The organism is Mesorhizobium sp., assembly GCF_004962245.1.
Taxonomy (GTDB): Bacteria; Pseudomonadota; Alphaproteobacteria; order Rhizobiales; family Rhizobiaceae; genus Mesorhizobium.
In genome coordinates this window covers 74,651-100,753 of sequence record NZ_SUHQ01000029.1, presented here as the reverse complement: position 1 = coordinate 100,753, position 26,103 = coordinate 74,651, and the positions used below count along the sequence as shown (strand labels likewise).

Genomic DNA, 26,103 nt, shown 5'->3' with positions numbered 1-26,103 from the left:
TCAGCTTTCTCGGTCGGGGCCGAATGGACAACCTCCTGAAGGCTCACAGCTAGCTAGCGGTACCCCGTCACATCGGCCGGTTTGCCGACGTCCTGAACCTCGGGAACATAACGCCAGGCATCGGGTCGCGAACCGTCGAGATCGGTGAAGCCATAGATCTGCGCCAACCCGCCGCTCGATAGCGATTGCCCGTTCCAGCGCGAACGATCGGGATCCGCCGCCAGCGCCGCCACGGCGCGGCCGACGAAGCGCGGCGTCTCCGAGATGGCAAAATGCGGCACCTTCGCGGTTGCATCGCGCCAGTCGTCCTCCGTGACGCCGAACGCCTCGAGCATCATTTCCGAACGCAACCAGCCGGGCGTGAGCGAAACCGACGTAGCACCATGCGCCGCGAGATCCTTGGCATGGGCCCATGCCATGCGCGTCACCGACACTTTGGCGAGGTCGTAGAAGGGCGACAGCCGATAGTGATCGGCATTGTATTCGGCAGTGCCATCGGTGACTTCGACGAGCAGGCCGCCCGGGCGCTCGATCAGAAGTGGCAGCGCGTAGTGGGCCGTGATCAGATGCGTGTCGATGCCGAGCCGCAGCATGCGAAGACCATTCTTGAGATCATGCTCCCAGACCGGTTTGTTCCATTCGAACAGCTTTTCGCCGCCCCAGATGTCGTTGACCAGAATGTCGAGCCGACCCTGCTCGGAGCGGATACGCTCAACCAGCTTGCGCACGTCTTCGGCAACCAGATGGTCGACTTGCACGGCAATCCCGTTGCCGCCGTGCGCCGAGACCAGCGCCGCCGTTTCCTCGATGGTTTCGGGCCGGGCATATTCGGATTGATGCGTTCGCGTCGTCCGTCCCGTGACATAGACAGTTGCGCCGGCAGCACCCAATTCAACCGCAATCCCTCGCCCCGCGCCCCGCGTTGCACCGGCGACCAAAGCAACTTTGCCATGAAGCGTCATTGAACTCTCCTGAACCAGGCCACTTCGCAGGGGCTGGCCTTCGCCAGCGCCATCGTATATAAATGATCATTCGTTTATAAATTGATGTCAAGATGCCTCGACCGAAAACGCAATCCGACGAGCAGGTGCTTGAGGCGGCCCACAGGCTGATCCATGAGCATGGCCCGGAGGCTCTCACCTTTGATCGGCTGGCGCAGGCTTGCGGCCTTTCCGGCTCGACGCTGGTGCAGCGTTTCAAAAACAAGGTCGTACTGAGGCAAAGGACCTTGCTACAGGCGTGGGACCGGCTGGATGAGAAGACCGCGACACTTGCGGCGATGGTTCCAAGGACCCCCAGCGGGGCGGTCGGGCTGCTCGTGGCGCTGTCGCGAGACTACGGTGGTATTGAATCCTATGCTGAAGGGCTGCTCGTTCTGCGCGAGGATCTTCGTGACCCTGTGCTTCGCGCACGCGGAGCGTCGTGGAAGTCGGCGCTGTGCAATATCCTCGACTCTTGCTTCACTTCAAACGCCAATGCGCCCTTGGAGATCGGCCTGCTGATGGCATCGCATTGGCAAGGCTCGTTGCTGTGGTGGAGTTTCGACCCGAAGCTCGAGGTGGCATCCTATGTCGAAGACAGCCTGAACCGTTTCGTGGCCGCAATCACGACGGCCCGAAAGCCGTAACCGGTCTTCGGGCCGTGGATTGGAAGCGGGCGGCGCTCAGGATGAGCTTACGTCTGGGCTTGGTCCGCATTTCGCGGGCCGAGAAAGAACGCCGCCAAAGCCGCCAGCAACGTCGCGATCCCGCAGTAGGCGAAAGCGCTGGCAACGCCGGCATTGTCGACCAGCAGGCCGCCGAAAACGGCACCCAGCGCGATCGCCACCTGGAACGTGGCGACCATCAGCCCGCCGGCGCTTTCGGCCTGGTCGGGAGCGGCCCGCACCAGCCAGGTTTGCAGCCCGACCGGCACCGCGCCAAAGGCAAAGCCCCAGGCGGCCACTGCTATTGCCGCCACAACAGGCGAGGCGCCGACGGTGAGCAGCAGGAGCGCCGCCACCGCGATCAGCAGAGGCGCCATGCCGACAGCGGTCTTGAGGTTGCGCTCAGCCATGAACCCGCCGGCAAAATTGCCGAAGAAGCCACCGACGCCGTAGGCGAGCAGCACAAGCGAAATGGTCTCGATGTCCAGTGCGGGCACCTTCTCGAGAAACGGGCGGACATAGGTGAAGCCGGCAAAGTGCCCCGAAGCGACCAGCACGACCACCAGAAGCGCAACCCGGATCATCGGCCGCTTCAGCACTTCAAACAGGGTCCGAAAGCTCGCCACGCCCGCCGGCGGCAGCCTGGGAATGGTGGCGACCTGCACCAGCAGCGCCAAGGCGCTGACAACAGCCGCGATCATGAAGGCCGTACGCCATCCCCAGATGTCGCCGACATAGGCGCCGACCGGGGCCGCGCAGACGGTCGCCACCGAAACACCGGTGAGAATGATCGACATGGCGCGTGGCATCAGCCGCATCGGAACAAGCCGCATCGCCATGGCCGCCGACATCGACCAGAACCCGCCAAGGCTGATTCCGAGCATGATGCGAGCGATCAGAAGAACGGGAAGCGAAGACGCAAACGCTGCCAACAGGTTCGACAGGATCAGCAGCACCGTCAGCGCCCACATGACCAGCCTGCGATCCAGCCGTCTGGTGACGATGGCCATGGTCGGGGCGGCTATCGCGCCGACAACGGCTGTCGCCGTCACCGCTTGTCCGGCAGTTCCTTCCGTGACACCGAGATCCTGCGCCAGCGGCGTCAGCAGGCTGGCGGGCAGGAATTCCGCCGTCACCAGTCCAAACACACCGAGCGCGAGGGATACGACCGCCCCCCACGCCGGCTCGGCTCGTTCGTCAGTTTCCGCAGGATCGAGAACGGCGTCCATGACGCCTGTCGCGGGTTCGGTCATGATGGATCTCCGGTCTGGTTGCAGTGCAACAATTGGCTGCAGTGCAACATAGGGAGTGACTGTCTGGAGTTTCCATGCTAGAAACGCCGCAATGAATTACAATTCGTCCAAAACTACCCTGCCGGCTTCTGGCGATCCGCTGACTGATATGCTGCGCGGATTGCGTCTCGATGGCGTCGACTATGGCCGCTGTGTCCTGGGCGAACCGTGGGCAGTGTCCTTTCCTGCCCAGAAGGCGGCGCGGTTCCACTTTATAGGCCGGCAAGGCTGCTGGCTGCTGTCGCCGGCGAAAGAATGGATCGAGCTGACGGTGGGCGACGCGCTGCTGATACCGCGCGGCGACGAGCACGTGCTGGCCAGCGCGCCGGGGGTATCAGCTGTGCCCATCGGCCGATACAGCATCGAACCGGTGTGCGAAAACGTCTACGACGTCTCGAACGAGTGCGGCGGCCCAAAGACCTTGCTGTTCTGCGGCAGCATGCATTTCAATCTCGACGGATCGCATCCCTTGCTGGACATGATGCCCGACCTGATGCGCGCGCATGAACTGATGGCGAATGCGCCGGGCATCCAGCATCTGCTTGATGCAATGGCAGGCGAGGTGACAATGGACCGGGTCGGATCGGGCGGCATACTGGCACGCCTTGCCGACGTGCTGGCCGCTACGATCATCCGCTCCTGGGTGGAGAATGGCTGCGGCGACGCTACCGGCTGGATCGCGGCGGTCAGAAATCCGGATGTCGGAAAGGTGCTGGCCGCAATTCACATCCAGCCGGACCGGGACTGGACGGTCGAAGCCCTGGCGCGGACGATGGGAGCCTCGCGTTCTGCCTTTGCCCAACGCTTCGCAACCGTGGTCGGAGAAACGCCGGCTAAATATGTCCTGCGGGTGCGCATGCATCAGGCGCGGCAATGGCTGGCCCGCGACAGAATGAGAGTGTCCGTGGTCGCGGCGAAGCTGGGCTACGATTCAGAAGCGTCCTTCAGCCGCGCTTTCAAGCGGGTCATCGGCGTGGCGCCGAGCCATCTTCGCAACACCGGCGGCAGCGACGACGAGAGCTGAAACGGGGAAGCTCAGCCGGCTGCCGGGCCTGGAGGAATTGCCAAGTCTTTTGGACGGCGCGTCATTGCCCAGCGACGTCTCGTGAATAATCTGACCAGCGGAGGAACCCTTGATGGCCAATCGCTTTCCACTGTTTGCGCTCGCCGCCTTGTCCTTCATTCCGGGGCGGGCATTTGCCCTTGAAGACAGCTACCTGCCGACCGACAAGATCCCCTATGTCGCTGAAGCGCCGGACCAGCCGCAACGCCTCGGCGCGCTATGGGGCGACCGGGCCAAGGGCCCGGCGGGAACCTTGCTCAAAGTCCCCGGCAACTGGCGCGCACCGGTTCATGCGCATACTGCCGACTATCGCGCGGTGGTCATCCAGGGGCTCTGGGCGCATTGGCAAATGGACGGCGGCGAAGCAACCAAGGTCGAGCTTCCTCCGGGGTCCTACTGGACCCAGAAGGCCAATGAAATGCATGATGACGCCTGCCTCTCGGATACGGAATGCGTGATCCTGCTGATCAACGAAACGCCTTACGAAACCTATCTGCCGAAATAATCAGGCTGGTAACCATGGAGCAACGCCAATACGGCTGCGTGCCAGGGCGCCTGCTTGCGGGGCGACAAGCCAAGGCTGCTGCCGCAAGCCGCAAAAGGCCTTAACCCGCCTCATCCGGCGTGACGCAGGCTTATCCCACTGCCCTTGTCGAACAGCACCACCTTGTCCGGGTTCCAGGCAAAGCGCACCGGCTGTTCGATCTCGACATCAGTTCTGGCCGGCACCGTGGCCCGCAACATGGCGTCGCCGACCCGCAGCGTCAGAATCTTTTCGACGCCATGATTTTCGACATCGTGGATGCGGGCTTCCACCGGCGCCCCGGTCTCGAGATAGACGTCCTCGGGACGAATACCGAAGACGAGCGGGCGACCGTCCGTCGCCGCGCCCGTCTTGGCACCCCCCGCGAAAGGCAGTTCGAAATTCAGCGGCGCCATCACCGCCCGGCCGTCGACGAGCTTGCCGTCGATGAGATTCATCGGCGGCGAGCCGACGAAGCTCGCCACATAGGTGTCGCGCGGATTGTTGTAGATTTCATACGGTGTGCCGGTCTGGACGATGCGGCCATGGTTGAGCACGCCGACCTTGTCGCCCATCGACATCGCCTCGATCTGGTCGTGCGTCACGAACAGGAAGGTGGCTCCGAGCTGCATCTGCAGGTTCTTCAGCTCGGTGCGCAGCGCCTCGCGCAGCTTGGCGTCGAGCGCCGACAACGGCTCGTCCATCAGGAACACGCGCGGCTTGCGCACGATGGCGCGGCCGATCGAGACACGCTGCATCTCGCCGCCCGAAAGCCGGTCCGTCTTGCGGTCGAGCAGATGCTCTATCCGCAGTGTCCTGGCGGCGCGGTCGACACGATCCTTGATCTCGGCGTCGGGCAGCCGGCGTATCTTCGGCTTCAGCGGAAATTCGAGGTTTTCGCGCACCGTGTAACGCGGATAGAGCGAATATTGCTGCAGCACCAGCGCCACGTCGCGCTCGGCCGCGCCCCAGTTGGCGACATCGACGCCGTCGATGAAGACCTGCCCCTCGCTCGGCTTTTCCAGGCCGGCGATCATCCGCAGCGTCGTCGTCTTGCCGGCGCCCGTCTCGCCGAGCAGCACGAAGAACTCGCCATCGGCGATATCGAGGTTGAGCCCGGTCAATGCGGTGTGATTGCCGAATGTCTTCGAGATGTTCTTGAGCTGGATATGGGCCATCAGAGTCTCACCCCCAGCGATTTGCCGCTCGCCGTATCGAAGAAATGCGCCTGGGCCGGATCGATCCTGGCGAAGACCTTCACGCCGGGCCCGCTGACGAACCCGCTCCTGGTGCGGGCACGCAGCATCGTGGAGCCGACCTTCAGGTCGACGATGTCGAAGGATCCGAGCGGCTCGACGATCTGCGCCTCGACCGGCAAGAACCCTTCCGTCGCTTCGCGGCGAACGATGACGCCTTCCGGCCGGATGCCGAGCGCGAGTTTGTCACTGGCATGGCCGTTGAGCTTCGACAGCAGCGCGCGCGGGAACTCGAAGCCGGTGGCCGCTCCGCCGACCGTCACCGAGGCAGACGAGGCTTTTTCCGCCACAGCCACGTCGGCGACGTTCATCACCGGGCTGCCGACGAACTGCGCAACGAACAGATTGGCCGGCCGCGAGTAGACCTCGTCCGGTGAGCCGACCTGCTGCAGCACGCCTTCATGCATGATGACGATGCGGTCGGCGAGGCTCATCGCCTCGATCTGGTCATGGGTGACATAGATGGTCGTCGAGCCCTGCTTGATGTGGAGGCGCTTGATCTCGGCCCGCATCTCCTCGCGAAGCTTGGCGTCGAGCGCTCCGATCGGCTCGTCCATCAGCATCGCCTTCGGCCGCCGCACCAGCGCCCGGCCGATGGCCACGCGCTGCATGTCGCCGCCCGACAGCGCCGAGGGCTTCCTGGCGAGGAGATCGCTGATCTGCAGCGTCTTGGCGACCGAGCGCACCTCGCTGTCGATCTCGGCCTTGCTCTTGCGCGTCGCCCTGAGCGGGAAGGCGATGTTCTCGTAGACGCTCATATGCGGATAGAGCGAGAACGACTGGAAGACCATGGCGATGTCACGATCGGCCGCCTTGAGATGCTGGACCGGCTTGCCGTCGATGAGGACATCGCCGCCGTCGATCGTCTCCAGCCCGGCGATGGCGCGAAGCGTCGTCGTCTTGCCGCAGCCCGACTGGCCGAGCAGCACGATGAACTCGTTGTCGTCGATCTTGAGATTGAGGTCCTTGATGACCTGAACGGCGCCGAAATACTTCTGGACGCCGCGAAGCTCGATTTGGGTCACGTGCGGCCCTCATTGTGGTCGGAGACGTCGAAGACCCCATCTGTTTTCTCGGTTTCATCGTCCGGCTTGCCGAACCAGTTGGTGCACAGGAAGGTAACGAGCCCGATCAGGATGATTGTCACCCCATAGCGGTGCAGGAAGAGATTCCACGGCTGGCAGAGCGCGATGATGCCGCACACCATCACGATCTCGGCCGTGCGCTGGATTGTAGCATGGCGGATCATTTGCGGATCGCTCCGAAGGACATGCCGCGCAAGAGGTGGTTGCGAAGCAGGAAGGTGAAGATCGCGACCGGCAACAGGAACAGGAAGGTTCCGGCTGCAATCACTGTCCAGTCCGGAAGGCCGGAGCCGACCTGGCTGGGGATGAAGGGCGGTGCCGTCTGGGCGCGGCGGTTGGTCATGATCAGCGCGAAGGCATATTCGTTCCACGCCGTGATGAAGCAGAACACCGCGGTGGCGGCGATGCCGGTGGCGGCCTCCGGCAAAACGATCTTGAAGAAGGCCTCCATGCGCGTATAGCCGTCGACGAGGGCCGCCTCCTCATACTCCTTCGGAATCTCGTCCATGAACCCCTTCATCAGCCAGACCGAGAAGGACAGGTTGAAGGCGGTATAGAGGATGATCAGGCCCCAATGCGTGTCGTTGAGGCCGACGGCCCGGTACATCAGGAACATCGGGATCGCCACCACCACTGGCGGCAGCATGCGCGTCGACAGGATGAAGAAGAGCAGGTCCTGTTCGCCCTTTATCCTGAAGCGCGAGAACCCGTAAGCCGTGAAGGTGCCCATGCCGACGGCGAGGACGGTGGAGGTGATGGCGACGATCAGCGAATTCATGAAGCGGTTCGGATAGCCGGACCACTGCACCTCGCCCCTGCCCGAGCGCACCACCTTCTCGCCGCCGTCAAACACCAGCCGCTCCCACCACGGGGCGGCGGCGTATTGTTCCGGCGTCGGCGCGGTGCGCAACTGCGACCGCTTGGTGAAGAGCTTTACGAAGGGCGATATCTCCGGCTGGAAAACCACCGTCGGCGGGATGGTGGTGGCAAGGTTGCGCGGCTTGAACGCCGTCGAGGCTATCCAGTAGATCGGCGCCAGGAAGATGATCGTGACGATCAGCACACCGACGATGGCCAGCTTGTTGAGCGAACGCTCGGTAGAGGTGGTGACAGCGGCCATTCTAGCGCTCCTTCACCTTGTTCAGGTATTTGACGTAGATGTTGGTGATCGCCAGGATCATGATCAGCACGATGTAGGCGAGCGCGCAGGAGCGCCCGGTCTGCCATTCCTGGAATGCCATCTTGTAGAGCCGGATCGAGATCACCTCGGTGGTTGGCTGGCTGGTCAGGATGTAGGCGAGATCGAAGGTCTTGAACGCCTCCATGGTGCGGAAGATGATCGCAATCATCAGAATCGGCGCGACCAAGGGCAGCGTGATGCGAAAGAAGGTGTAGAACGAGCCGGCGCGGTCGATCGCCGCTGCCTCGTAGAGGTGCTTCGGCACTGCCGACAAGCCGGCAAGCGACAGCAGCATCACGAAGGGCGACCACATCCAGATGTCGGTGATGGCAACCGCGTAGAGCGCCATGTCGGGGTTGGACAGCCACTCGAAGGAGCCGAGGCCGAGCGTATAGTTGATGATGCCGAAGGACGGATCGTAGAGCAGTTTCCAGAACAGTCCGACGACGGCCATCGACAGCATCATTGGCAACAGCAGCAGTGTCGTCAGCAGGCCCTTCAACGGGATATCGCGGTTGAGCAGCAACGCCACGCCGAAGCCGACGATGACCTGGCCGACGACGGAGACGATGACATATTTGGCGGTGATGGCGAAATTCGACCAGATGAACGGGTCGTTGAGCAGCTCGCGGTAATTCTGCAGTCCGACGAAACTGGCCGGCGCGGGGCTCGACGCGCGAAAGTCGGTGAACGAATAGCCGAGCGAATAGAGCAGCGGAAAGATGTTGAAGACGATCAGGAAAATGATCGTCGGAATGATGAAGAGATTGCGGATCGTGAGGTCGCTCATGCCTCGGGCGGCGGAGCGCGAGTTGGGATCCAGCGTGGTCATGACTGCAGTGGCCAAGGCCCGTTCCTTCCTTGTCCGGAAACGAAAACGGAAGGGGCGGGCTCCCGCCCCCTCCGAGCGTTAGTGCCGGTTACTTCACGCGGTTGTATTTCTTGAACGTCGCGTTCCAGTCCGCGGCGAGGGAATCGAGCACTTCCTTGGCCGTGCCCTGATTGCCGGTGATGTACGGATAGACGCGTTGGTTCATCTGGATGAGCAGCTCGGCATATTCCGGCGTCGCCCAGAAGTCCTTCACCTTGAACATGGTTTCGTAGAAGGCCTTGTTGTAAGGCGTGGCGTTCTGGAATTCAGGCGACTCGAGCACCTTGGCGCTTGCCGTGTAGCCGCCGAGTTCCGCCCATTTCTTCTGCGTCTCGTCCTTGATGAACCATTCCAGGAACTTCATCGCCTCTTCCTGATTCTGGGAATAGGAGATGACGGAGATGCCCTGGCCGCCAAGCGCGGCGAACTGGTCGCCGTTCGGTCCTGGAGGATTGGCGAAGAAGCCGGTGACCTTGGCATTCGGGTTCGACGCCTCGTTGATGAGCGCCGGGAAGAAGGCGAAGTAGTTCATGCTCATCGCCGCCAGGTTCTCGGTGATCGCCTGGTTGTCCTCAATGAAGAAGCTCTTGGCCCAACCAGGAGGGGTGAAGGAATAGAGCTCCTTGTAGGCCTCGAGCGCCTTGACGTTCTGCTCGGAGTTGATGATCCCGTCGACCTTGTAAGTGGCATAGTCGCCAAGTTCGCCGCCGAAGGAGAAGATGGCGTTCTCGACACCCATCACCAGGGCGTCATACGAGTTATCGGTGTAAATGGCGACGCCGTAGCGTTTCTCGTCGGGACGGTGGAAGAATTCGGCGATGTCGCGCAGCGCCTTGAAATCCTTCGGCACGTCGAGATCGTAGCCATACTTGGCCTTGAAGGCTTCCTTTTCCTTGGGGTCCTCGAACCAGTCCTTGCGGTAGGACCAGCCGACTGCGTCACCCTCGGCCGGGATCGACCAGTACTTGCCGGAGTTCGACGGATATTCGGCGTAGTACTTGACTGTCGCTGGCGCCATCACCTCCTTCAGATTGTGCTTGTTGAAGAAGTCGGTGAGGTCGACATAGTGGCCCGCCTCCGATGCGGCGCCGATCCACTGGGAATCGCCGACCACCATGTCGTAGGCGCTGCCCTTGGCGTTGAACTCGGTGAAGGCCTTGGTCTGGAAGTCGGACCAAGGCGTGGTTTCGACCGTGACCTTCACGCCGGTCTCGGCCTCGTAAAGGTTGACGAGTTCCTGCAGGTAATTGGCCGGATCCCATTCCGCCCAGAAAATCGTGAGCTCCTGCGAATACGCCGCCGTTCCGCTGGCAAGCGTCATCGCGATACCAGCAAGCACGCTGGTCATTGTCTTGCGCATAATGATTTCCTCCCTTGTGCGCATTCTACCCGTGTCATGCGAGCCGGCGGCGAGGCCGGCCCTGGTAGTTCCTCCCGTGATGGCACCGTCCCGGTTTTTGAGCCTCCTCGCCCAGCCGGAAATGGATCGCAGCCCTCACTTTTAATCCGCGTCATTGTCCTGATCTGGTATTACCAATTTCGGACGAACGTCAAGCTCTTTCTTGGATGATGGAAGGCCCTCAGACAAGGGGATTCCAGCAACATCTGCCTGTTTTTCTTAAATTTTCCTACTCCTTGATACGCAAGGGCCTTGTTCGGACTACAGCATCGCGACTATTGTCGGTAATCGGCATCTCCATCTGGTCGAACCAGATCAAAGATTATTCCGTGGCTGTCGCCGGCGCGCTCCTGCCTCCTTCGGTCATCGATTCCATCACTGCAGCCCGTACCAGGGCGCCGGCTGCCCACTGCGCCACCGACATCATCTTGCGGCTGTCCAGCCCCCATATGTCTTTCAGCACGATGAGCACTTCGACGCCGAAGATCAATGACAGGGCCTGCGCCAGGCGCTTGAATTCGCGTGGCGGCAGCCGGTCCTTGAGCGGTGCGATCGCGTCCTTGAGCAGATCGACGCGATGGCCGCGCGTGAGGGCCGGCTCGCCGCCCAGCGTGCCGGCCTGCCGCCGCGCCCATTGGTCGAGCGACAGCTTTAGCGCCGCCTTGAAGGTCGCCTCGAAAGCTTCGATACGCGGCATGGCCGTGTCGAACAGTTCGGCAACCCGGCGTTCGGCATCGGCCGAGGTCGATTGCCAGGTGAGGATCGGCCCGAGACCTTCGTCGACCACTGCCTGTACCAGCGCCGCCTGGCTCGGAAAATAGCGATAGGCGGTAGCACGGGAAACCTGGGCCGCTTCCGCGACCTCACTGACCGAGGGCGTGGCGCCCGACTGCATCAGCCTTGTCGCCGTCTCCAGCATCAACCGCTTTGTGCGCACGCGGGCCCCATGCTTCGCTGCTTGGCCGGTGTCATCGTTCACCACTTGTTGACGTGAGACATCCATATCAATACGATACGCGCGTCTCAAAAAATTGCAATGGCATTCGCGTCGCCGAACGGCCGGCAAGAGCGGCAGGCGGCAACGCCGAGCGCGCCGAAAACCGGGGAAACGCAATGAAGCGCATCTACGTGGTGGGCACCGCCGACACCAAAGGCGAGGAACTCGCCTTTCTTGCCGACGCGATCACCGCCACCGGTGCCGTTGTTGCCCGCGTCGATGTTGGAACACGTGGCGCGACCGTGCCGGTCGATGTCTCGGCCGAGGAGGTCGCCGGTCACCATCCGGATGGCGGCAGTGCCGTGCTGGGCATCGATGACCGCGGCACCGCGGTGGCGGCAATGGCCATAGCCTTCACCCGGTTTGTCCAATCCCGCACCGACATATCAGGCATGGTCGGTATCGGTGGTGGTGGCGGCACTTCGATCATCACTGCCGCCATGCGCACGCTGCCGCTCGGCCTGCCTAAGATCATGGTCTCGACGCTCGCTTCGGGCGACACCGCGCCTTATGTCGATGTGTCCGACATCGTCATGATGCCGTCGGTGACCGACATGGCCAGCCTGAACCGGCTGTCCCGTGTCGTGCTGCACAATGCCGCCCAGGCGATATCCGGCATGGCGGCGAAGCCGGCGCCGCCGCCCGACGGCAAGCCGTCGATCGGCCTCACCATGTTCGGCGTGACCACGCCATGCGTGACGTCCATCGCCGATGAGCTTCGCTCTACCTATGACTGTATGGTCTTCCACGCCACCGGCACCGGCGGCCGCACCATGGAGAAGCTTGCCGACAGCGGCCTGCTGGCCGGCGTCATCGACATCACGACGACCGAGGTCTGCGATCTCTTGCTCGGTGGCGTGCTGCCGGCGACCGAAGACCGCTTCGGCGCGATCGCCCGCACCAGGCTGCCCTATGTCGGCTCGGTCGGCGCACTCGACATGGTGAATTTCTGGGCGCGGCCAACCGTTCCGGAACGCTATCGCGAACGCTTGTTATATGAGCACAATCCCAACGTGACGCTGATGCGCACGACCCCTGACGAAAGCCGCAAGATCGGCGAATGGATCGGCGCAAGACTGAGCCTCTGCGAGGGACCGGTCCGGTTCCTCATTCCCGAAAAAGGCATTTCGGCGCTCGATATCGAAGGCGGCGCCTTCTTCGACCCCGAAGCCGATGCAGCACTCTTCGAGGCCATCGAGCGCACGATCATGCCTGATAACACGCGACGCGTGACGCGCTTGCCGCTGCACATCAACGATCCCGAATTCGCCAAGGCTGCAACAGCGGCCTTTCTCGACATCGCCAGACAGTGAGAGACGAACCATGCCCGCCATACCGCGCAAGAAGATCCTGGAAAAATTCCGCAAGATGATTGCTGGTGGCGTGCCGATCGTCGGCGGCGGCGCCGGCACTGGCCTGTCGGCCAAGGCCGAGGAGGCCGGCGGCATCGACCTGATCATCATCTACAATTCCGGCCGCTACCGCATGGCCGGCCGCGGCTCGGCCGCCGGCTTGCTCGCCTATGGCAACGCCAACGAGATCGTCAAGGAAATGGCCTACGAGGTGCTGCCGGTGGTCAAGAAGACGCCGGTGTTGGCCGGCGTCAACGGCACCGATCCCTTCGTCATTATGCCGCTGCTGCTGACCGAACTGAAGACGATGGGCTTTTCCGGCGTGCAGAACTTTCCAACCATCGGCCTGTTCGACGGCCAGATGCGGCAGAGCTTCGAGGAAACCGGCATGGGCTTCGGGCTTGAGGTCGACATGATCGCGGAGGCGCACAAGCTCGACCTCCTGACGACGCCCTATGTGTTCAACCCCGACGAGGCGCGCGCCATGACCAAGGCCGGCGCTGACATCATCGTCGCCCATATGGGGGTGACCACCGGCGGCTCGATCGGCGCGACGTCGGCCAAGTCGCTGGACGACTGCGTCATAGAAATCGACGCCATCGCCGCGGCAGCGCGCTCGGTGCGCAAGGACGTCATCCTGCTTTGCCATGGCGGGCCGATCTCGATGCCGGACGACGCCCGCTACATCCTCGAACGCTGCAAGGGCCTGCACGGTTTTTACGGCGCCAGTTCGATGGAGCGGCTGCCGGCGGAAGCGGCAATCGCCAGGCAGACGGCGGATTTCAAGGCCATCACCCATGGCGGCGCAATCGCCAAGAAAAAGAAGGGATGAGACGATGACCGACAAGAGCAAGGTATTCGTGTATCCGAAGGATGTCAGCGCCTTCGGCTTCGACTGGGGTAGACTGTCGCTGACAGTCGCGCCCGAGGTGAACGGCGCGACGCACTTTTCCGGTGGCGTCGTCGACCTGCCATCCGGCAAGGGCCACACGCGCCACAATCATCCGGGCGCGGAGGAGATCATCTTCGTCATATCAGGCCATGGCGAGCAGATGGTCGAGGACGAGAGCGGCAATCCGGTCGTTGAGAAGGTCGGACCCGGCTGCACCATTTACGTGCCGGAAAGCCGCTTCCACTCAACACTGAACACCGGCGATGGCCCGATGCAGCTTTTCGTCGTTTATTCGCCGGCCGGGCCTGAGCTGGTGCTGCGCGACCTACCGGATTTCCGGCTGCTGCCGCCGGGCGGGAAATAGGCTCGGCTGCTTCCTTCTTCGGCAGCGCCGCCCCTCATCTGGCTGCCGCCATCTTCTCCTCGCAAACGGGGAGAAGGACGCTGCCACCAATGATTTCGCCAACCGCCAGCGTTGGCAGGAAGAGTGCCGGGGTCGCGCTCAGTTCCCTTCTCCCCCCGTCACTATACGGGGAGAAGGTGCCGGCAGGCGGATGAGGGGCAGCACCGTCATTCGCCTTATGAAGCGCTACCCCTGTTCCAACCCCTGCCCCGGTCGCCGAACATGACGTAGCCGGTATCGGTAACCGCCACCGTGTCCTCGAGCTTGATGAAGCCGCGCGTCGGGTGAAGCATCGTCGTCTCGACCGAGAGCACCATGTTTTTCTCCAGCGGCTTTTCGGCATAGGTGCCTTCATAGGTCACCGGATGGTTGGTCATCAGGAACGGCGCTTCATGCGTGATCAGCCCCATGCCGTGGGCAAAGAAATCGGTATAGGAGGCAACCTTCGATGCTTTCAGCACACCTTGCGCGTGGGAGATCATGTCGCCGCCGAGCGTGCCCGCCCTGACCTTGGAGAAGGCCGCCTGCTGCACCGTCTCGACCTCGGCCAGCAGATCTTCCAGCTCGGCGTCCGGCTCGCCCAGCACGCCCATGCGGCAGAGGTCGCCGATATAGCCGTGATAGTTGCCGCCGGAATCGATCGACAACACCTCGCCCTTCTGCCAGGCCTGCGGCGAGGCGGCTCGGTTGTGGCTGGAGCCCAGCGTCAAAAGGCAATATTCGAAATGCGCGCCGCGATTGGTCTCCTCGCGCCGCAACTGCTCGATGATCTCGCTCTTGGTCGTGCCTTCGCGCGCCCAGGCTATGGTTGCCAGCATGGAATCGGTGATCAGCTCGGAGGCAATGCGCAGCTTCTCCAGCTCTGCTTCCGTCTTGATCGCCCGCATCCGCTCCAGCATATCAGTCGCATCGATCAGCTTGGCGTCCGGCAGCGCCTTGCGGATCAGCGTGTAGGCATCGGACGGCAGAAAGGCCGGCTCGATGCCAATGCGGGCATCGCCCTTGCCGATTTTCGTCAGGTGTTCGACGGCAAGGTTTGCGGCGTCGAGCGTGCCCCAGCAGGCGGTGTGCAATGTCGGCGTCCAGAACGGGTTGTTCTGATGCTCACCGCCTTCCATGCGGTTGCCGATATAGGCGGCATGCTCCGGCCCACCCTTCTCGTAGACGACAACCGGCAGATAGCGACTGTGGCCGATCGCATCCATGGCCGCGAAGAAGATGAACTTATAGCCGCCAAGCAGATACTGCGTGTTGTGCTTGGAGGTGGCGAGCAGCACGTCGATGCCGGCCTCCTCCATCAGCCGATCGACCCTGGCGTGATCGAACGGGATGGTGCTGACGGCATTCTTGCCCGGGGCGACGTTCATCTTTCTTCTCCCTGAATCCCTGGCCGGCTGGTCGGATTGCCTGACTGTCGGTCAAATCTGCACTATTCTATCCAGTCTGGTCCAGCCAGAAATAGGTGCAACGGTCGCGGCGGCGCGCTCTGCCATCGTATACAGCAGCGTCGAACCTGATCTGGTCCTACCAGAATAGATCGACTTGAACCGCTTCCCTGCAACTGGTCCAGCGGACGGAATTTTCAAAGCCACAAGAGGATGCGCCAAATCCATCTCTGGCGAAACCCTCGGCGAGGCTCATAATCACACTTGCAAGGATACCATCTGGCATCCGAGGGTATTGGCCCACCCGGCCTGGGTGGCTGAGAGGGACGGAGTTCGATCATGTCAGAGTTCACGATTTCCAGGCGCACGGTGCTTGCCGGTTCGGCATTCCTTCTGGCTTCGACGGCGCTGCCGACCATCGGTCTGGCGCAGACTCCGAAGAAAGGTGGGCGGTTGGTCGTCGCCGCCGATTCCGAGCCGCGCAACCTCAATCCGGCGATCGTCGCCTCCAACGGCGTGTTCTTCATTTCGAGCAAGGTCGTGGAAACGCTGGCCGAGGCCTCCTTCGACGGCAAGGACGGGCTCGACCCGCGCCTCGCGCTCAGTTGGGAAGGCGCTGCCGACGGCCTGTCGGTGACATTCAAATTGCGCCAAGGCGTCAACTGGCATGACGGCAAACCCTTCACCTCCGCCGACGTCGCCTTCTCGGCGCTGCAAATCTGGAAGCCGCTGCAGAATCTCGGCCGCACCGTGTTCAAGGATCTGGAGGCGGTCGACACGCCGGACGAACTGACCGCGGTGTTCAAATTCGCCAAGCCGACACCGTTCCAGTTGATCCGCAACGCCCTGCCGGCGCTGAGCAGCGTGGTGCCGAAGCACGTCTACGAGAGCGGAAAGATCGAGGAGAACCCGGCCAACAACGCGCCGATCGGCACCGGCCCGTTCAAATTCGCCGAACACAAACCCGGCGAATATTACCGGCTGGAGAAGAATGCCGACTATTGGGGCAAGGACCAACCCTACCTCGACGAGATCATCTATCAGGTGCTGCCCGACCGCACCTCGGCAGCAAGCGCGCTTGAGGCGGAAGAGATCCAGCTCGCGGCCTTCTCCGCCGTGCCGCTGGCCGACCTCGACCGCATCTCCAAGGTGCCTGGTCTCAAGGTGATCACCAAGGGCTATGAAGGGCTGACCTATCAGCTCGTCGTCGAGCTCAACCATCGCCGCAAGGAGCTGGCCGACCTGAAAGTGCGCAAGGCGATCGCTCACGCCATCGACAAGGATTTCGTCGTCAAGACGGTGTTCCTCGGCTACGCCGCCACTGCCACCGGCCCGGTGCCGAAAAACGATCCGCAGTTCTATACGGCCGATGTGCCGACCTATGCCTTCGACGTGGCCAAGGCCAACGCCTTGCTCGACGAAGCCGGCTACAGACGAAGCGACGACGGCAAGCGCTTTTCGCTGAAGCTGCTGCCGGCACCCTATTTCAACGAGACCAAGCAGTTCGGCGACTATCTGCGCCAGGCGCTCGCCGCCATCGGCATCGACGCCCAGTTGGTCAACAACGACTCGGCCGCGCATATCAAGGCCGTCTACACCGACCACGCCTTCGACCTTGCGGTCGGGCCGCCGGTGTTCCGCGGCGATCCGGCGATCTCGACCACCATTCTGGTGCAGAGCGGCATTCCGGACGGCGTGCCTTTCTCCAACCAGGGCGGCTACAAGAACGACGAACTCGACGCCCTCATCGCCAAGGCATCCGAGACGCTCGACACAGCGGCCCGCACCGAACTCTACAAGGCATTCCAGAAGAAGGTGGCCGAAGACCTGCCGCTGATCAACGTCGCCGAATGGAGCTTCATCAGCGTGGTCAGAGACACGGTCGGGAATATCGCCAACAACCCGCGCTGGGCGGTGTCGAACTGGGCGGATACCTGGATGGAGGCTTGAACGAGCCATCCAGGCTTGCACCCGGACTATTCGGGTGCTCAGTTTCGATAATGAGCGTTCCTTCGCGCCCCCCTCTGTCCTGCCGGACATCTCCCCCACTTGGGGGGAGATCGGCTGTCATCTGGCCTTTCGCCAATCGCCAACGTTGCAGGAGTGAGCTGAGCGCCGAAGCTGCCAATCTCCCCCCTTGTGGGGGAGATGTCCGGCAGGACAGAGGGGGGCGCCGTAGAGCGCAGCACCGAAGACTTGGCTCTCCTATCAGCGTTGCACCATGAACCGCGCCCTCACCCTCATCCGTCGGCGCCTCATTGGCGGCATCTTCGTGCTGTTGATCGTCGTCATCGGCACTTTCCTTTTGCTGGAAACGGCCCCCGGTGATGCGGTCGACGCCTATATCGCCTCGACCGGCGGCGACGCCGGCATGATCGAATTGCTGCGCCATCGCTGGGGTCTCGATCAGTCGGTGCTGACGCGCCTAGCCAACTATCTCTGGGCGCTGCTGCATCTTGACCTCGGCCAGTCCGTCACCTTCTCGCGGCCGATCCGCGACGTGATCCTCGAACGCCTGCCCAACACGTTGCTGTTGATGGGCAGCGCCACCGCGCTCTCCTTCGGCCTCGGCTCGGCGCTTGGCATCTATGCCGGCGCCAGACCCGGCAGTGTTCGTGACCGCTTCTTGTCGATCGGATCCCTGGCCCTCTACGCCGTACCGGGCTTCTGGCTCGGGCTGGTGCTGATCATTGTCTTCGCCGTCGACCTGCGCTGGTTTCCGATCGGCGGCATCGAGAGCATCGCCTCGGGCAAGACCGGCCTCGACCGGGCTGTCGATATCGCCCGCCATCTCGTCCTGCCGGTGTCGGCACTCGGCTTCATCTATCTCGCGCTCTATCTGCGCATGATGCGTGCCGGCATGGCCGAGGTCTGGCGACAGGATTTTGTCCTTGCGGCTCGCGCCAAAGGGCTTTCCCGCCGCCGCATCGTGCTCGCCCACGTCGCCCGCAACGCACTGTTGCCGCTGGTCACCATGCTCGGCCTGCAATCGGCGCAGATGCTCGGCGGCAGCGTCGTCATCGAAAGCGTCTTTTCCGTGCCCGGCCTCGGACGGCTGGCGCAGGAAGCGGTGGCCGCGCGTGACATACCATTGTTGCTCGGTATCATCCTCGTCAGCGCCGTTATGGTCATCGTCATCAACCTTCTCGTTGACATCGCCTACGCTGTCCTTGATCCGCGCGTCGGCGCCAGCGAGGCGAGCGCGTGAACCCGCTCCGCCGCTTTCTCGGCACGCCGGAAGCGGTTGCCGGCGCGATCATCCTGATAGCGCTGTTCGCCATGGCGCTGACAGCGCCGCTGATCTTTCCCGGCGATCCGCAAGCCATTGCCGGGCCGGCGCTGCTGCCGCCTTTCCAGGACTGGTTGCTGCCGCTCGGCACCGACCGGCTCGGCCGCGACGTAACGGCCGAGCTTTTCCACGGCGCCCGCACCTCGCTGGCGGTCGGGCTGGCGGCGGCAGCCGCGGCTCTTGTCATAGGGGCAGTGGTCGGCACGCTGGCCGGCTTTGCCGGCGGCCTCGTCGACGAAGTGCTGATGCGTGTCACCGACGCCTTCCAGACCGTGCCAAGCTTCCTGCTGGCGCTCGCCTTCGTCAGCATCGTCGGGCCGTCGCTCGGCGTCGTCGTTGCGGCGATCGCGCTCGGCGCCTGGACCGGGCCAGCGCGTGTCGCCCGCGCCGAAGTGCTGTCGATCCGCGAGCGCGATTTTGTCGCGAGCGCCCGCGTCATCGGCATGCATCCGCTGGAGATCGCCTTTCGCGAAGTGCTGCCCAACGCATTGCCGCCGGTGCTGGCACTGTCGTCGGTGATCGTCGCCGCCGCGATCCTCACCGAAGCGGCGCTGTCGTTTCTCGGCCTCGGCGATCCCAACCGCGTGACCTGGGGCGGCATGATCGCCGAAGGCCGCGCCGTGCTGCGCACCGCGCCCTTCCTGTCGATCGTTCCGGGCATCGCACTCGTGCTGACCGTGCTCGGCGTCTATCTCGCCGGCGAAGGCGTCGTCGAGACGACAGCGGTGAGAAGGAGCCTGTCGTGACGGTGCTGCTTTCGGTCCGCGATCTGACGGTTACCTATCGCCGCGACGGAAGCGAGGTGGCGGCATTGAAACATATCAGCATCGACGTTGCCGCCGGCGAACGCGTCGCCATCATCGGCGAGAGCGGTTCAGGCAAGAGCACGCTGGCGCTTGCCATTGCCGGGCTGCTGCCGCAATCCTCGAGGATTGAAGGCCGCATCGATTGGCCGGGACGCAACCATGCTCCTATCGGTGGCCGCGACATCGGCTTCGTCTTCCAGGACCCCTCGGCCAGCCTCGATCCGGTGATGGCGGTCGGCAAGCAGATCGCGGAAGTCGCGCACACGCATCTCGGCCTTGGTTGGTCGGCCGCCTATGCCAAGGCAAAAACCCTGCTTGAACGCGTCCGCCTGCCCGACCCGGACGTCGCCTTGCGCGCCTATCCGCATCAGCTGTCCGGTGGCCAGAAACAGCGCGTGGCGATCGCCGCCGCGATCGCAGCCGGTCCGAAATTGCTCATCGCCGACGAGGCGACCAGCGCGCTCGACACCATCGTGCAGGCCGAGATCGCAGCACTCATCCGGCAATTGGTGGCCGAGGACGGCATGACGCTGCTGTTCGTCAGCCACGACATCGCGCTGGCCGCAGAGCTTGCCGAACGCATCGCCGTGTTCCGGCACGGCGACCTGGTGGAAATCGGCACGACCGCGCAGGTCGTCAATACCCCGCGCAACGCCTATACAAGAGCGCTGCTCGATGCCCACCTCGGCCTCGATGCCGGGCCAATGCCGTGGCGGACCGGAACGCCTGCATGAGCAGTCCGTTGCTGGCCGTTTCCGAACTGACCAAGCGATATCGTCGCGGCGGCCAGACCATTGCCGCCGTCGACGGCATTTCCTTTCACATCGAACCCGCCGAGACGTTGGCGCTGGCCGGGCCTTCCGGCAGCGGCAAGTCGACGATCGCACGGTTGCTGCTGCGCCTCATCGAACCCGACGCCGGCCATATCGAATTCGAAGGCGGCGATTTCCTGTCCTTGAACGGCGCCGCCTTGCGCGCCCGGCGTGCGCGTCTGCAAATGGTGTTCCAGGACCCGCTCGCCGCCTTCAACCCACGCGCCACCGTTGCGCGCGTGCTTGGCGATCCGCTGCGCGTCCATGGCATCGCCTCCCGGCGAGAGCGCCCGCGCCGCATCGCCGCTCTGCTCGAGCGCGTCGGCTTGAGCGCTGACCTGGCCACTCGCGCCATCCACGAGATCTCCGGCGGCCAGCGCCAGCGCATCGCGATTGCTCGCGCCATCGCCACAAAGCCGTCGCTGGTGGTGCTCGACGAGGCAGTGTCCGCGCTCGACGTGTCGGTGCGCGGACAGATCCTGCAATTGCTGCTCGATCTGCAGCGCGAGGAACGGATCGCCTATCTGTTCATTTCGCACGATCTCGGCGTTATCAGCGCCATCGCCCATCGTATCGCCATCCTCGACGCCGGGCGGATCGCCGAGAGCGGCGACGCCCGTGCCGTCATCGATGCGCCGCAGTCGGCGATCGGCAAGGCGCTGGTGGCGGCAACGCCAAAGCTGACCAGAACCAGCATGCATGACGCCTCGTGACAGACCCTGAGACCCGCTGAAAACCGTCGCGCAAGCTCGGCAAACCCGTCCGCGCCCTGCCTTCTGGCTCAGGCGCGACCGATCGTCAGTAACCCAGCGCGCAACCGTCCTTGCGCGGATCGGATGCGCCGGTAAGCGTGCCTTTGTCCCAGTCGATCAGCACCAGTTGGCCGCCGCCATGCGGCTCGGTCGCGATGGACAGCTGGTGGCCTCGCTCGCGCAGGCCGGCGATCGCATCGGCCGGAATTCCACGCTCGGCCTCCACCATGTCCTGTCTGTAAAACACCCTCGGCGCATCCAGCGCCTCCTGCGGGTCCATGCCGAAATCGATCATGTTGGTGAGCAAGTGGACGTGGCCGAAGGGCTGGTAGCCGCCGCCCATCACCCCGAACGGCATGACTGCCCGGCCTTTGGAAGTCATCATGCCCGGCATGATGGTGTGCATCGGGCGTTTTCCCGGTGCGATGCGGTTTGGATGGTCCGCCGCCAGGCGGAAGCTGCTGCCGCGGTTCTGCAGGACGACCCCGGTCCCGGGGCCGACGACGCCGCTGCCAAACGAACCAAAGGTCGAGTTGATGAAGCTGACCGCATTACGGTCGCGGTCGACCACCGAGATGTAGACAGTGTCGCTCGGCTGAAGCTCGAGGCGAGGCAGATGCGTCATCGCGCGCGCCGGATCGATCTCGGCGCGAAGCCGGTCCGCATGAAACCTGGACAGCAACTGCTCCACGGGAACATGGACGACATCCTGGTCGCCGATGAAATTGTCGCGATCCTGATAGGCAAGCCGGCCCGCTTCGATTTCGAGGTGAAGCCGCTCGGCGCCGTTCCGTTCCAGCGAGCCGAGCGCAAAGCCCGACAGCACATTCAGCATGATCAGTGCCGTCAGCCCCTGGTTGTTCGGCGGCATCTGATGGATGTCGTAACCTCGGTAGGACGTACCGACGGGCCTGACATAGTCGCCCCTGGTGGCCGCGAAATCCTCGAGCGCATGCAGCCCGCCAAGCGCACGCAGACGCGATACGATGTCGTCGGCGACCTCGCCCTCATAGAAGCCGGCGCGACCGCGGCGCGAGACGATGCGCAATGTGTCGGCCAGTTGCGGCTGCCGATGCAGCTCGCCGGCCTGCGGTGCCCTTCCATCCGGCAGGAAGATCCGCGCGGCATGCTCGTCGGCGGCAAGCAAGGGAACACTTTCGGCCCAGTCGAAGGCCACGCGGTCCTGGACGACATAGCCCTGCTCGGCGTAGCGAATGGCGGGCGCGAGCGCGGCGTCGATGCCCTTTCTGCCGTGATCCTCGAGCAGTCGGCACCAGGCGTCGATGGCACCCGGTACGGTGACCGCGTGTGGCCCGGATTCGGGCAGCGCGTCATGCCCCCTGTCCAGATACCATTCAGGGGTCGCCGCGGCGGGTGCGCGGCCCGAGCCATTGAAAGCGATGACCTCGCCTTGGCCGTTGGGACAGTAGAGGACGAAGCAGTCGCCGCCGATACCGGTCGATTGCGGTTCGACGACCGCCTGCACCGCAGCCGCGCACACGGCCGCGTCCATTGCGTTGCCGCCGGACCGCAGCATCTCGACCGCCGCCAGCGTCGCCAGCGGGTGCGACGTCGCGGCCATCGCTTCCGTCGCACGAACCGGCGACCGTCCGGGGAATTGAAAATCACGCATGCAGGATCAATAGCCTCTGACGGATCAGATGTGAACTGGCGACGGCGGCCAAAGAGCTGTGCCACCAAGCAGCATGACCGACAGCACGATCACCGTGGCGGCGCTAAACCCCTGGAAATTTCCGGCCTCAATCAGCGAATTTGAAACGATCCGTGGTGTAGTCGGGGTAGGCGTCCAGACTGTCGAAAAGGCCGCCCAGGTCAGGGGTGTCCGCCAATATTCCGGACAAGACCAGCGCAGTCGCCACGCCGGCACCAGTTCCACCGACGATATCGTGTTCGACGCTGTCGCCGACACAGACCACGCTGCTGCGGTCCGGGTTGCCCGCCAGCGCCAGTGCGGCGTCGAAGATCGGCGCGTAGGGCTTGCCGATGCGGGTGACGCTGCCACCGAGGCTCTCGTACAGATCCGCAAGCTGGCCAGCGCCAAAGCGAGGCCCCACTGCCGTCAGCATGATCTTGTCCGGGTTGGTGCAGAAGCACGGCACCTGCCGCATCGCTGCCGGTGCAAAAAGTCTGCGATAGTGGTCTATGTCATAGCGATCGCCCTCACTGGCGGCGATCAGCACCAACTCGGCGTCGCCGCCGTCGCCGGTCAATGCGAAAGGCAGGCCTTCAATCGCCGAGCGGTCGCCTTCACGGCTGATCAGCAGGCACTTTGTGTTTGGGCGCAGCTTTCCGGATGTCGCCATTTCGTGAAAGGACCGCCACGCGATCTCGCCGGAAGAGACGAATTGATCCCAGCTTCCCTGTTCGAAGCCGAGCTTCAGCAAGCGGATCTCGTTGGGCCGCGCCCTCCTGCCGGAGTTCGAGACCAGCACGATCGTCTTGCCTGCGCGCTTCAGCGCCGACAACGCCTCCACAGCACCCGGATAAGGGTTTGTGCCGTCGTGCAACACGCCGAACTGATCGAGCAGGAACACCTGATAGCGCTGAACCAGCGCTCCGATGCCGTCGAGATGTTCAATTGTTTTCGTGCTCACGAAAGCCCCGCTTCGATTGCGCCCATCAGCGCCAGCCGAGCCGTGCCGGCGGCCGCCTCATCCGAAAGCGCAGGCAGAAAGCTGACGCCCAGCTTGCGCTGCCGGATCGCCGTCCAGGCGGGATTTGCCGCACCGCCGCCGACACTTCTGACCGAGATCAGCCGAGGCGCGCCGAGCTCGGCAAGCCGGCGATAGCCGAGCGCCTCGATCCCGGCAATGCCCTCCAGCATCGCTTTCAGATAGTCGGCGTCGTCCGCCGGCCGCGGCGTCAGGCGTGGCGGCAGAGCAGGATCGGCTACGGGGAAGCGTTCGCCGACCGCGGGAAGCGGATAATAGTCGAGGCCCGTCTCTGTCATGGGGTCGATCGCCGCACTGAGCTCGATGATGCGCGCGAGAGGGAAATGCTGCGCCAGCACCTTGCCCCCGGAGTTTGACGCACCGCCCGCTAGATAGGCATCTCCCAACCGGTGACTGTAGATGCCGAACTGCGGTGCCGAGATCGGCCGGTCGGACAGGATCTTGATGGTCAGCGACGACCCCAGCGCGGTCACGCCGTCGCCAACTGCCGAAGCACCCGTTGCCAGGAACGACGCGCAACCATCCGTCGTGCCGGCGACCACGGCCACGTCGCGCGCCAGGCCGAACAGGTGGGCGGCGCTCGCGGTGAGCGTGCCGGAGACATCGCCCGGCCTGACGACACCCGGCAGCAATTCCATGCGCATGCCGGTCGCTGCGATCCAGTCCGGCCAGCGGCGGGCCTCGACGTCGTAGCCGGTTTTCAAGGCATTGTTCTCGTCGCTGATGTCGAAGCGGCCAGAGAACTGTCCCGATATCCAGTCGGCCTGGTGCAGCACCGCGGCGACGCCGGGCAAGCGTTGGAACAACAGTGCCTTGGCCAGACCGGACGTCGCCCCAAGCGCTGCGCTCGCTGCCGGCGCCTCGCGCGCGATCACGGCCAGAACGGCGTCGTCGTCGACCTTGTCGTTGTACATCAGCGGCTCGGCCAGCGGCCGCCCGGCGCCGTCGACCGGCAGCAGCGTGCCGGAAGTGCCGTCGACGGCGATCGACCGGACCGCCGCGCGATCGATGCCTGAAAGCAGTTCCGTCAGCGCCGCGCCGACCGCCGACCACCAGACTGAGGGGTCGCGGGCGTTCTGGCCAAATCTGTCGAGTGGAACGGCGGAACGCGCGGCAATCGAAAAGTTCGGACGCATGGCGACGGCGCGCGCACCTGATGTGCCGATGTCGATGCCGATCGAAAGCGGGCCGATCGAAAGCGGGTCGGTTGGAAGCGCCATGTCAGCTGCCAGCTGCATTGAGTTTCTGGCGATACTGCTCGGCGTCCCAGTTGATCAGTTCGTCGTTCTCGGCGGCGGTGAGATAGTTCAGCTTGGCCGCGACGTCGACCCGCGCCGTCACGTCGGCAAGGCAGCGTTGCAGAGCGTCGGCGCCGACACTGGCGTCGCCGCGCATCAGCACGCCAAGCCCGGGAAACAGGATTGCCGCAGGTGCCGTGCCGCATCGTTCGGTGACATGCTGCACGTCCTCATCGGGTCTCGCCACGACCGAACCCTGGCCGAGAAAGATGACGTGATCCGGATAGAGGCTGCCACCCGATGCCATTCGGCAGCTTTCGGGATCGATCGCGGCTGCATGCGCCTCGACATCCGCCGGCAACCTGTAACCGGTGCGTCCGATGAGCGCCGTCAATGCACCAACGTCGGCCGCCGAAACCTTGCGCGGCGGCCGCGCCAGAAGTCGTGTGACGCGACGCAGCAGCGCCTCGGCTCCGGCGACGGTTTCGGCTGCGACGACCAGGCCGTGATTGGCGAGGATCAGGACATCGACCCCGGGTCGCAGACGCTCGGCAATGCCCTGGGCAAGCGGCAGGCCCGGTCGGCGATAAGGAACATACGCCCATTCGAGGCCATCCAGGCGCTTGGCGACCTGAGCCTCGCAGTCGGCCTGTACCGCGAGCGAAATGGTGTCGACGCAATGGACATGCAGAACGACGCGCTGCGGCATCAGGGCGTGAACCGTGGTCTCGATCGAGGGCCGCAACCTGCTTGTGTTAAGCGCCTCGATGGCGAAGCCCTGTGGCTGGTCGGCGGCCGGGTCGCGCTGTTCGACAGCCCTGAGCAGCGGAGGGATCGCCACGGGAACCATGATGTCTTGCGCAAGCGCATCCTTCAACCAGGTACCGGAAGCCTTGATCCAGAGCGTGTCGCCGGCTTTCAGCGATGTGTTGCCGCCCGCGGCCTGGGTCAAATGCGGGTCGCGCCCGATGCTGGCCGAAAGCGACCGCAAAGCAGCCAAATCCTGCGCATCCGCATAGGTTGCCATCGAAATTCCTCCACAAACCGGCCGCGTGGCCACGGCTTTGGATGTCCCGGTGCCGGGATAACGAGTGACGCTGGTATCGCAGATGCGAGTAAGTTACGTCAATAGTGATCTTATCCCGTCAAATCGAGCTTGCAATCCGATGC

The 26,103-nt window shown here is 63.6% G+C and carries 25 protein-coding genes; 11 read left to right on the top strand and 14 right to left on the bottom strand.

The features are described from left to right. Nucleotides 1-53 precede the first annotated feature (53 nt). Nucleotides 54-962 (bottom strand): SDR family oxidoreductase, encoded by a 909-nt coding sequence (locus tag E5X88_RS26460; RefSeq protein ID WP_292166469.1) that lies wholly within the window; start codon nucleotides 960-962, stop codon nucleotides 54-56. A 92-nt stretch (nucleotides 963-1,054) separates the two neighbouring features. Between E5X88_RS26460 and E5X88_RS26455 the strand changes: the two genes are divergently transcribed. After that, nucleotides 1,055-1,627 carry a TetR/AcrR family transcriptional regulator gene (locus tag E5X88_RS26455; protein WP_292166468.1) on the top strand — a complete coding sequence of 191 codons (573 nt, stop codon included), beginning with the start codon at nucleotides 1,055-1,057 and terminating at the stop codon, nucleotides 1,625-1,627. Between the two features lie 47 nt (nucleotides 1,628-1,674). Here the strand turns inward: E5X88_RS26455 and E5X88_RS26450 are convergent, their stop codons facing one another. Then, nucleotides 1,675-2,898: an MFS transporter gene (locus tag E5X88_RS26450; RefSeq protein ID WP_292166466.1), complete on the bottom strand. Its 1,224-nt coding sequence runs from the start codon at nucleotides 2,896-2,898 to the stop codon at nucleotides 1,675-1,677. A 91-nt stretch (nucleotides 2,899-2,989) separates the two neighbouring features. Here E5X88_RS26450 and E5X88_RS26445 point away from each other — a divergent pair, with 91 nt between their 5' ends. Both E5X88_RS26445 and E5X88_RS26440 read left to right on the top strand, forming a co-directional pair. Next, nucleotides 2,990-3,961: an AraC family transcriptional regulator gene (locus E5X88_RS26445; RefSeq protein ID WP_292166464.1), complete on the top strand. Its 972-nt coding sequence runs from the start codon at nucleotides 2,990-2,992 to the stop codon at nucleotides 3,959-3,961. Nucleotides 3,962-4,073: 112 nt separating this feature from the next. Then, nucleotides 4,074-4,505, top strand: coding sequence for a DUF4437 domain-containing protein (locus E5X88_RS26440; protein ID WP_292166462.1), 432 nt, complete (start codon nucleotides 4,074-4,076; stop codon nucleotides 4,503-4,505). 110 nt (nucleotides 4,506-4,615) lie between these two features. Here E5X88_RS26440 and E5X88_RS26435 read toward each other — a convergent pair whose 3' ends face one another. The 7 genes from E5X88_RS26435 to E5X88_RS26405 all read right to left on the bottom strand — a co-directional run bounded on the left by E5X88_RS26435 (nucleotide 4,616) and on the right by E5X88_RS26405 (nucleotide 11,317). Then, nucleotides 4,616-5,701: an ABC transporter ATP-binding protein gene (locus tag E5X88_RS26435; RefSeq protein WP_292166460.1), complete on the bottom strand. Its 1,086-nt coding sequence runs from the start codon at nucleotides 5,699-5,701 to the stop codon at nucleotides 4,616-4,618. Continuing rightward, on the bottom strand, nucleotides 5,701-6,804 hold the full coding sequence (locus E5X88_RS26430) for an ABC transporter ATP-binding protein (RefSeq protein ID WP_292166458.1): 1,104 nt from the start codon (nucleotides 6,802-6,804) through the stop codon (nucleotides 5,701-5,703). Before E5X88_RS26430 ends, E5X88_RS26435 begins: the two co-directional genes overlap by 1 nt. After that, entirely contained in the window at nucleotides 6,801-7,028 is a 228-nt protein-coding gene (locus E5X88_RS26425) for a hypothetical protein (RefSeq protein ID WP_292166457.1), read from the bottom strand. The genes E5X88_RS26430 and E5X88_RS26425 overlap by 4 nt, the downstream gene beginning before the upstream one ends. After that, nucleotides 7,025-7,984, bottom strand: a complete 960-nt coding sequence (locus E5X88_RS26420; RefSeq protein ID WP_292166456.1) for a carbohydrate ABC transporter permease — start codon at nucleotides 7,982-7,984, stop codon at nucleotides 7,025-7,027. The genes E5X88_RS26425 and E5X88_RS26420 overlap by 4 nt, the downstream gene beginning before the upstream one ends. A gap of 1 nt (nucleotide 7,985) precedes the next feature. Next, a complete protein-coding gene (locus E5X88_RS26415; RefSeq protein WP_292166455.1) occupies nucleotides 7,986-8,891 on the bottom strand; it encodes a carbohydrate ABC transporter permease in 906 nt (301 codons plus the stop codon). A gap of 73 nt (nucleotides 8,892-8,964) precedes the next feature. Beyond that, a complete protein-coding gene (locus tag E5X88_RS26410) occupies nucleotides 8,965-10,275 on the bottom strand; it encodes an extracellular solute-binding protein (protein ID WP_292166454.1) in 1,311 nt (436 codons plus the stop codon). 361 nt (nucleotides 10,276-10,636) lie between these two features. Further along, complete coding sequence (locus tag E5X88_RS26405; RefSeq protein WP_292166452.1) at nucleotides 10,637-11,317, bottom strand: TetR/AcrR family transcriptional regulator; 681 nt, start codon at nucleotides 11,315-11,317, stop codon at nucleotides 10,637-10,639. A 110-nt stretch (nucleotides 11,318-11,427) separates the two neighbouring features. On the opposite strand from E5X88_RS26405, the gene E5X88_RS26400 reads away from it, so the two are divergent. From E5X88_RS26400 to E5X88_RS26390, 3 genes are read left to right on the top strand one after another with little or no spacing between them, the layout of a single operon-like run. Next, the gene (locus E5X88_RS26400; RefSeq protein ID WP_292166450.1) at nucleotides 11,428-12,624 is read left to right on the top strand and encodes a Tm-1-like ATP-binding domain-containing protein; all 1,197 of its coding nucleotides are present in this window, start codon (nucleotides 11,428-11,430) and stop codon (nucleotides 12,622-12,624) included. A gap of 10 nt (nucleotides 12,625-12,634) precedes the next feature. Next, complete coding sequence (locus E5X88_RS26395; RefSeq protein ID WP_292166449.1) at nucleotides 12,635-13,495, top strand: phosphoenolpyruvate hydrolase family protein; 861 nt, start codon at nucleotides 12,635-12,637, stop codon at nucleotides 13,493-13,495. 4 nt (nucleotides 13,496-13,499) lie between these two features. After that, the gene (locus tag E5X88_RS26390; protein WP_292166447.1) at nucleotides 13,500-13,919 is read left to right on the top strand and encodes a cupin domain-containing protein; all 420 of its coding nucleotides are present in this window, start codon (nucleotides 13,500-13,502) and stop codon (nucleotides 13,917-13,919) included. A 215-nt stretch (nucleotides 13,920-14,134) separates the two neighbouring features. Here the strand turns inward: E5X88_RS26390 and E5X88_RS26385 are convergent, their stop codons facing one another. Then, nucleotides 14,135-15,325 carry a Xaa-Pro peptidase family protein gene (locus tag E5X88_RS26385; RefSeq protein ID WP_292166444.1) on the bottom strand — a complete coding sequence of 397 codons (1,191 nt, stop codon included), beginning with the start codon at nucleotides 15,323-15,325 and terminating at the stop codon, nucleotides 14,135-14,137. Between the two features lie 357 nt (nucleotides 15,326-15,682). Here E5X88_RS26385 and E5X88_RS26380 point away from each other — a divergent pair, with 357 nt between their 5' ends. The 5 genes from E5X88_RS26380 to E5X88_RS26360 all read left to right on the top strand — a co-directional run bounded on the left by E5X88_RS26380 (nucleotide 15,683) and on the right by E5X88_RS26360 (nucleotide 20,963). Further along, complete coding sequence (locus tag E5X88_RS26380; RefSeq protein ID WP_292166442.1) at nucleotides 15,683-17,293, top strand: ABC transporter substrate-binding protein; 1,611 nt, start codon at nucleotides 15,683-15,685, stop codon at nucleotides 17,291-17,293. Nucleotides 17,294-17,564: 271 nt separating this feature from the next. Beyond that, entirely contained in the window at nucleotides 17,565-18,551 is a 987-nt protein-coding gene (locus E5X88_RS26375; protein WP_292166440.1) for an ABC transporter permease, read from the top strand. Next, the gene (locus E5X88_RS26370) at nucleotides 18,548-19,378 is read left to right on the top strand and encodes an ABC transporter permease (RefSeq protein WP_292166439.1); all 831 of its coding nucleotides are present in this window, start codon (nucleotides 18,548-18,550) and stop codon (nucleotides 19,376-19,378) included. The genes E5X88_RS26375 and E5X88_RS26370 overlap by 4 nt, the downstream gene beginning before the upstream one ends. Next, nucleotides 19,375-20,172 (top strand): ABC transporter ATP-binding protein, encoded by a 798-nt coding sequence (locus E5X88_RS26365; protein ID WP_292166437.1) that lies wholly within the window; start codon nucleotides 19,375-19,377, stop codon nucleotides 20,170-20,172. The genes E5X88_RS26370 and E5X88_RS26365 overlap by 4 nt, the downstream gene beginning before the upstream one ends. Then, a complete protein-coding gene (locus E5X88_RS26360) occupies nucleotides 20,169-20,963 on the top strand; it encodes an ATP-binding cassette domain-containing protein (RefSeq protein ID WP_292166435.1) in 795 nt (264 codons plus the stop codon). Before E5X88_RS26365 ends, E5X88_RS26360 begins: the two co-directional genes overlap by 4 nt. 85 nt (nucleotides 20,964-21,048) lie before the next feature. Here the strand turns inward: E5X88_RS26360 and ggt are convergent, their stop codons facing one another. From ggt to E5X88_RS26340, 4 genes are all read right to left on the bottom strand, one after another. Beyond that, complete coding sequence (gene ggt / locus E5X88_RS26355) at nucleotides 21,049-22,635, bottom strand: gamma-glutamyltransferase (RefSeq protein ID WP_292166434.1); 1,587 nt, start codon at nucleotides 22,633-22,635, stop codon at nucleotides 21,049-21,051. A 127-nt stretch (nucleotides 22,636-22,762) separates the two neighbouring features. Beyond that, complete coding sequence (locus E5X88_RS26350) at nucleotides 22,763-23,617, bottom strand: TIGR01459 family HAD-type hydrolase (protein ID WP_292166433.1); 855 nt, start codon at nucleotides 23,615-23,617, stop codon at nucleotides 22,763-22,765. After that, on the bottom strand, nucleotides 23,614-24,915 hold the full coding sequence (locus tag E5X88_RS26345; RefSeq protein WP_292166432.1) for an FGGY-family carbohydrate kinase: 1,302 nt from the start codon (nucleotides 24,913-24,915) through the stop codon (nucleotides 23,614-23,616). Before E5X88_RS26345 ends, E5X88_RS26350 begins: the two co-directional genes overlap by 4 nt. A gap of 1 nt (nucleotide 24,916) precedes the next feature. Then, the gene (locus E5X88_RS26340; protein WP_292166431.1) at nucleotides 24,917-25,960 is read right to left on the bottom strand and encodes a class II aldolase/adducin family protein; all 1,044 of its coding nucleotides are present in this window, start codon (nucleotides 25,958-25,960) and stop codon (nucleotides 24,917-24,919) included. Nucleotides 25,961-26,103 lie beyond the last annotated feature (143 nt).